The sequence below is a fragment of the Algoriella sp. genome (assembly GCF_036647415.1).
Lineage (GTDB): Bacteria > Bacteroidota > Bacteroidia > Flavobacteriales > Weeksellaceae > Empedobacter.
On the sequence record NZ_JAVXKG010000007.1, the window covers coordinates 50,273 to 57,456 of the forward strand.

A 7,184-nucleotide genomic window follows, 5' to 3' on the forward strand; every position below is an offset into this window, starting at 1 on the left:
GAAGTGGTGTTTTAGTTTTATATCGTTCCGATAATTAAGCTTGCATTGCTTCACCTGATTTTCTATAGATAAATTTTCCGTAAATATGTCTTCTTGCAAAACGACTTGGCGAATCTGCATTTACCATTTTTACGTAAGTATTTTTAGGAACACCAAGATATTCGTAAATATTACCATCTAAATGCTCAACTTTTAGGATTTGTTTGTCCATATAAAAGTCGTGAATATTAGATTTTGTTGTAGTCTCGATATATTCTTCTTTATATTTTTCGTGCGTTTCTGGGTTAATACTTACTAAAAAGTGGTAAGCTTCAATCACAGTTTTGCTTTTTTCTTCTGCTTCTAATTTTCCTGCTTCATCATTAATAAATTTATCAGGATGAGCATCTTTCATCGTATTTCTATAAATTGTTTTTAACTCCTTTAATGTAGCAGTTTTATCAACTCCAAGTAATTTTCTGTGCTCAACAACTCTTTTCATAATTTTTAATCCTTATTTCGGAGTGCAAAAGTATGAATTAAAAATGACGAATTAAGATTAATTATTTATTCATATCAATTATTTAATATCCGTAAGTTTCTTTTAAGTTGTGATAAACAATTTTTTTCTTATCAAGAATTTGATATTCAATCCCAATACTATCCTTGTTTATAGAAACTAATTTCGCATGTTGAATAAGAGAATTTTCGTATTCATATAATTTTGGATTATCAGAATTTATTTCTAATGTTTCTGAGAGAATATCGCTGTAAACTGGGCGTGCAAGGTTGTTTGATTTCTCAAGAATAAGAAATTTAGAATCACATTGATAAATATAAGCTCTTTTCATTGCCATAATTTTTTTTGTTATAACTATTTTGTAATCATCATTTAATTTTATGGTTTGAATCGTATTTGAATTGAATAAAAAGCTAAGAATTGCAAAAAATGGAATTCCCATTGGCAGAATACTTAAAACAATTAAAAAACTAAGAATTAAAGCATAAATCTTAATGTAAATTATTTTCCAAGCTTTTATGATGATAAAAATGGTAAATAGAATCCAAGTCCAAGCAAGAATTATGTAAGTATACTTACCTTTAATATTCAAACCAATAAGATTTAGACATAGCAAAATAGCAAATAATACAATAGAAAATATGATATAGGTTTTGATTAATTTGGTCATTTAGGTTAGTTTTATGTTCGAATATACATTATTTTTGTAATTCAACAGAATTATTGAACTGTAGAGTTCTTTAATTATTTGTACTTTAGAGCATCAAAAACAGCAAATAAATAATATTATGAATCTAAAGCAAGTTCCGGAATTGAAAAATGCAATTTTAGATTTGCCTTCTAAAGAGAAAGATAAACTACTTTTACGCTTAATAAATAAAGATGAAACACTTGTAGAGCATCTTCATTTTCAGTTGTTAGAAGATGAAAATGATTTGATTGATCGGGTAAATATAATTTACGAAAAAATTGATAATCAATTTAATAAAGCACATCATTTAATTAATCAGATTAACATAAATAGAAGTCATCGTCAATTACTTTTGTGTTTAAAATCGTTGAGTGGTTTGGTAAATTATCATGTTCAAATTACAAAAGATAAAACTTCAGAATTCGAATTAAGAAAGTATATCTTACAAGAATCATTCAATCGTTATCCGTATTTATTTGAAAAAAATACAGTAGGGGAAAATGCAGAGAAATTATATAAATATCAAGCAGGACGATTAAAATTATTGCGAACAATGTTTGATAAATTTCATGAAGATTTACAATATGACTATGTAGATGAGCTTCGAAAAATTGATGCTTTTTTGAAAGATACTCCACTAAAAGATGAATTAATTATAAACGTATAGATGAAAGCTACTCAATTTGAGTGGCTTTTTTTTATTGTATTTGTTTGTTAAACAGTATTGTAATTGTTAAAAACGGTCTATTTTTTGATAGGAATTAATTGTATTATCTTAATAATTTTAACATATAATAAAGACGTTTTACAGATATTACTAAATTAAATTATAGTTAAATTTCACAAAAAAATACAATTAGTTCTGTTTTAACCGAACTAACTTATCTATATTTGCACAGATTTATATATTATGAGTAAAGAAAATCCGCTATGTGATTTAGATCTTTTTTGTAGTTTTAGCGCTTTTTTGGAGAAAACATATAAGTACCCTCCTTTAACGGCTAAACTTCAGGCATATATGGTTTTAGAGTCAAATGATGTTGGTTTTACGTTTGAAGAATTATTAGAGGTTTTTAATGTAAGTAAAAGCTCATTGTCAAATTCTATTAACTATTTATTATCGATGAATCAAATCGAATATATCAATAGAATTGATTCTCGTAAGCGATATTTTAGATTAAATCTTAGCTATTTGACAGAGAAATTAGATTTTTTATTTGATATGATTTCTCAAGATATTGTTTTTACAAATCGTATTAAACAACATAAGTTAGGAAATAATACATTGTCCAAAAAACATGATAATAGAGTGATTGATATTTATTTAGATCACCTAACGCAAACAAAAACGTTATTAGACGAAACAATACAAAAAATTAATAAAATTCAACTAGAAAATAAGTAATATGAAAAACGTTAACGTTATGATGGTTGGTGCTTTAGCAGTTGCGCTAAGTTCTTGTGGTAAGAAGAACGATGCAGCACAGCAAGCACAAGGTCCAACACCATATCCGGTGGTTGATGTACCAACTAAAGTGGTAACAAGTTATGATGAATACCCAACTAATATAGAAGGTGTTGTAAATAATGATGTTCGTGCTAAGATACAAGGTTACATTACAGAAGTTTATGTTGATGAAGGTCAGTACGTAAGTGCAGGACAACCTTTGTTTAAATTAGAAACGAATGTATTAACTCAAAACGCAGATGCGTTAAAATCAGGTGTTGGTGCAGCTCAAGCTAATGTACAAGCGGCACAAGCTAATGTGAGTGCAGCAAAAGCATCTGTAAATGCGGCACAAGTTGAAGTAAATAAATTGACTCCGTTAGTACAAAAAAATATTATTAGTAATGTGCAATTAGAAACTGCAAAAGCTAATTTAGCCAAAGCACAAGCTGGTTATAATCAAGCACAGGCAGCATTAAGTCAAGCACAAGCAGGTGTTTCTCAAGCACAAGCAAGTTACAAAGGAGCGCAAGCTAATGTAGATTATTCTGTGGTTCGTAGTCCGATAAGTGGAGTTGTAGGTGCAATTAATTTCCGTCAAGGTACTTTAGTTGGTCCAACAGATCAAACACCAATTACAGTTGTTTCTAATACAAGTAAAGTTTACGCGTATTTCTCTATGAATGAGAAAGAGTATTTAAACTTCATTTCGAAATCTGAAGGAGCTACTCTTAAAGATAAATTAAATAAAATTCCTCCAGTTGATCTAGTATTAGCAAATGGAGATATTTATCCAGAAAAAGGGAAAATCCAAACAGTAACAGGACAAATTAATCCAACAACTGGTACAATTGATTTCCGAGTATCATTTAACAATGCAGCTAAGATTTTAGCAAACGGAAACTCAGGACGTATTCGTATTCCAAAAACATTTGTAGATGTATTGGTAGTTCCAGAAGCATCAACTTTTGAACAACAAGGTATGACTTATGTTTACAAAGTAACAAAAGATACAGCATACGCAACACCAATTGCAGTTGTAGAAAGAGCAGGTAACATGGCTGTTGTAAAAGAAGGAGTTAAGAAAGGTGATAAAGTTGTCGCATTAGGTGTAGGTAAATTACGTGATAAAACGGCAATTAAACCAATGCCAGCAAACTTTGATTCGATCGTAAGCTCTACTAAAAAAGTATTCTAATTGAAATAAATTATGTTAAAAAAGTTTATTGAAAGACCCGTTTTATCAACGGTTATTTCTATTATCATATTGATATTAGGTATATTGGGGCTTATTTCGCTGCCAGTAACCCAATATCCAGACATTGCTCCGGCAACTGTTAAAATTTCTGCCTCATATCCAGGTGCGAATGCAAAGACAGTGATGGAGTCTGTTATTATTCCGATAGAGGAACAAGTGAATGGAGTTGAGGGAATGGATTACATTTCTTCTACAGCTTCTAACAATGGTTCTGCATCTATCGATGTTATTTTTAAACCAGGTGTAGATGGGGATATTGCGCAAGTAAACGTACAAAACCGTGTAGCTCGTGCAACACCATTATTACCATCAGAGGTAACACGTTCTGGAGTTGTAACTCAAAAGCAACAAACATCAGCTTTGATGTTTGGGTCTTATAGTTCTACGAATCCAAAATATGATGAGATTTATTTACAGAATTATCTGAATATAAATATTATACCTGCCTTGAAACGTGTAAGTGGTGTAGGAGATGCTTCTGTATTTGGAGCAATGACTTACTCTATGCGTATTTGGTTAGATCCTTCTCGTATGGCGAGTTATGGTTTAGTTCCTTCAGATGTATCTGCGGCATTATCTCAAGAATCACTTGAAGCAGCAGCAGGAGCATTAGGAGAAAATTCAGGACAATCTTTCCAATATTCAATTACTTATTCAGGACGTTATAAAACGGAAGATCAGTATCGTAATATCGTCATCAAATCTTTGCCAAATGGACAAGTATTAAGATTACAAGATATTGCAAAAGTTGAGTTTGGAGCACAATCTTATGCAGGTCGTTCTGCAATGAATGGAGATCCATCAGCTGTATTTGCGGTTTACCAAACTCCAGGTTCTAATGCTCAAGAGATTATTGATAATTTGAGAGCTGAGCTTAAAAAATCTTCAGAACTATTACCAGAGGGTGTATCTTACACAATCTTGATGGATACGAATACTTTCTTAGATGCATCTATCGAGAAAGTAGTTCATACAATGATAGAAGCATTTATCTTAGTATTTATCGTAGTGTATATCTTCTTACAAGATTTCCGATCTACATTAGTACCGTTAATTGCTGTACCGGTTTCTATTATTGGTACATTTTTCTTCTTAAATTTAGCAGGTTTCTCGTTAAACTTATTAACGTTATTTGCCTTAGTGCTCGCCATTGGTATTGTGGTGGATGATGCCATTGTGGTTGTGGAAGCTGTGCATGCCCGAATGGAATCACACCATGAAGCTCCTATGGATGCGACGAAAAATGCGATGGATGAAATTTCTGGAGCCATTATTTCGATTACATTAGTGATGTGTGCGGTATTCGTTCCCGTAACATTTATCTCAGGTCCAACAGGAGTATTCTATAAACAATTTGGTATTACCTTAATTGTTGCCATCTTAATTTCGGCTTTAAATGCCTTAACATTATCACCAGCTTTATGTGCTTTATTCTTAAAACCACATCAAGAGGGAGAACACAAGCGTAATTTTGTACAACGTTTCTTTGATGCTTTCAATGCTACGTTTGATCGTATGACACACAAATATGGTAATTCATTCAAGTTTTTATTCAAACACAAATGGGTTTCATTTATATTAATTATTGTTAGTGGTCTTGGTATTTGGGGTATCGGAAAAATGATGCCTACAGGATTTGTACCTACTGAAGATAATGGTTTTATCATCGGAAATATCGAATTACCTGCTGGTGCTTCTATGGATCGTGTTTACGAGGTAGAAAGAGAGTTTCAGAAAAAAATTGAAAAAATTCCAGGATTGGATAAAGCAACAATTATTTCTGGTAACTCAATTATTTCTGGTGCTGGTTCTAACTATGGAATGATGTTCATTAAGTTGAAACCATTCGAAGAGCGTACAACTCCAGAATTATCTGTACAATCTATTACAGGTCAATTATTTGGTGCAGCAGCTCAAATTACAGATGCTCAAATGATTTTCTTTCAACCACCATCAATTCCTGGTTTCGGGATGTCTTCTGGTTTCGAATTGAAATTATTAGATAAAACAGGTGGAGATGTTACAGATTTTGATAAAGTTGCAAAAGAATACATTGGAGCTTTAATGCAACGTCCAGAAATACAATATGCACAAACATCATTAAATACAAATTTCCCTCAATACGAAATTGATGTAAATATAGAAAGAGCAAAACAAGCAGGAGTTTCTGTAAGTTCTATCTTCTCAACTTTACAAGGTTATATTGGAGGTTTATATGCGGCAGATTTTACACGTTTTGGTAAGCAATACCGTGTATATATTCAATCTTCTCCAGAAGATCGTATCAATGAAATGAGTTTAAACAAAATGTTTGTGAAGACTTCTACAGGAGCAATGACACCAGTTTCTCAGTTTGTAACATTAAACCGTGTTTATGGTCCTAACTCTGTAAACCGTTTCAATTTATTTACATCGGCTAATATTACAGGAGCAGTAAAACCAGGTTTTTCTACGGGAGATGCTATTACTGCAATTAACCAAGTTTCTGAGCAAACATTATCAAGTTCTTACGGAATAGACTTTACAGGTTTAACACGTGAAGAGATTAACTCAGGATCACAAACAGCAATGATTTTTGCATTATGTATCGTTTTCGTGTATTTTATTTTATCAGCACAATACGAATCATATGTATTACCATTATCAGTATTGTTCTCAGTTCCTTGTGGTATGATGGGAGCTTATTTAGCACAATGGTTAGCTGGGTTAGAAAATAATATTTATTTCCAAATTGCCCTAGTCATGTTAGTTGGTTTATTGGCCAAGAATGCCATTCTGATTGTAGAGTTCGCTTTACAAAGACGTATGCATGGAATGACAATTGTACAAGCAGCTATTGATGGAGCAAAAGCACGTTTACGTCCTATCTTAATGACATCTTTTGCTTTTATTTTAGGTTTAATGCCATTGGTATTCGCAACAGGAGTTTCTTCTTTAGGTAACCGTTCAGTTGCAACAGGAGCAGCGTTTGGATTATTAATCGGAACTATTTTAGGAATATTTGTTATTCCAGTATTGTTTGTTGTTTTCCAAACAATTCAAGAAAAAATCAAACCAATGAAGTTTGAGCGTCCAGAGGGAGAAATTGAACATAATAAATCAATCTAATCATGAAAAAGTACAGAATTTTAAACATTACTTTAGTTGCGGCTGGATTGATCGCTGTTCAATCTTGTTTTGTAGCAAAAGACTATACACGTCCTGATGCTGTTGTAAATGAAGCAAATTTCAGAACAGATGTTATTTCAAAAGATAATACTTCTGTAGCAACGGTATCTTACAAACAAAT

General features: G+C 31.9%; 6 protein-coding genes and 1 pseudogene. 5 read left to right on the forward strand and 2 right to left on the reverse strand.

What is annotated here, in order from left to right; translation table 11 throughout:
• Nucleotides 1-34 precede the first annotated feature (34 nt).
• Together RSC72_RS04600 and RSC72_RS04605 are read right to left on the reverse strand one after the other, a co-directional pair.
• On the reverse strand, nt 35-481 hold the full coding sequence (locus RSC72_RS04600; RefSeq protein WP_332544916.1) for a KTSC domain-containing protein: 447 nt from the start codon (nt 479-481) through the stop codon (nt 35-37).
• 82 nt (nt 482-563) lie between these two features.
• Nucleotides 564-1,169: a hypothetical protein gene (locus tag RSC72_RS04605; RefSeq protein WP_332544918.1), complete on the reverse strand. Its 606-nt coding sequence runs from the start codon at nt 1,167-1,169 to the stop codon at nt 564-566.
• 118 nt (nt 1,170-1,287) lie between these two features.
• On the opposite strand from RSC72_RS04605, the gene RSC72_RS04610 reads away from it, so the two are divergent.
• From RSC72_RS04610 to RSC72_RS04630, 5 genes and pseudogenes are all read left to right on the forward strand, one after another.
• Complete coding sequence (locus RSC72_RS04610; RefSeq protein ID WP_332544920.1) at nt 1,288-1,857, forward strand: hypothetical protein; 570 nt, start codon at nt 1,288-1,290, stop codon at nt 1,855-1,857.
• Nucleotides 1,858-2,100: 243 nt separating this feature from the next.
• Nucleotides 2,101-2,595 (forward strand): hypothetical protein, encoded by a 495-nt coding sequence (locus tag RSC72_RS04615; RefSeq protein WP_332544922.1) that lies wholly within the window; start codon nt 2,101-2,103, stop codon nt 2,593-2,595.
• A gap of 1 nt (nt 2,596) precedes the next feature.
• Entirely contained in the window at nt 2,597-3,835 is a 1,239-nt protein-coding gene (locus RSC72_RS04620; protein ID WP_332544923.1) for an efflux RND transporter periplasmic adaptor subunit, read from the forward strand.
• 12 nt (nt 3,836-3,847) lie between these two features.
• The gene (locus RSC72_RS04625; protein WP_332544924.1) at nt 3,848-7,003 is read left to right on the forward strand and encodes an efflux RND transporter permease subunit; all 3,156 of its coding nucleotides are present in this window, start codon (nt 3,848-3,850) and stop codon (nt 7,001-7,003) included.
• A gap of 2 nt (nt 7,004-7,005) precedes the next feature.
• A pseudogene (locus tag RSC72_RS04630) lies at nt 7,006-7,184 on the forward strand (TolC family protein); the annotation flags it as partial.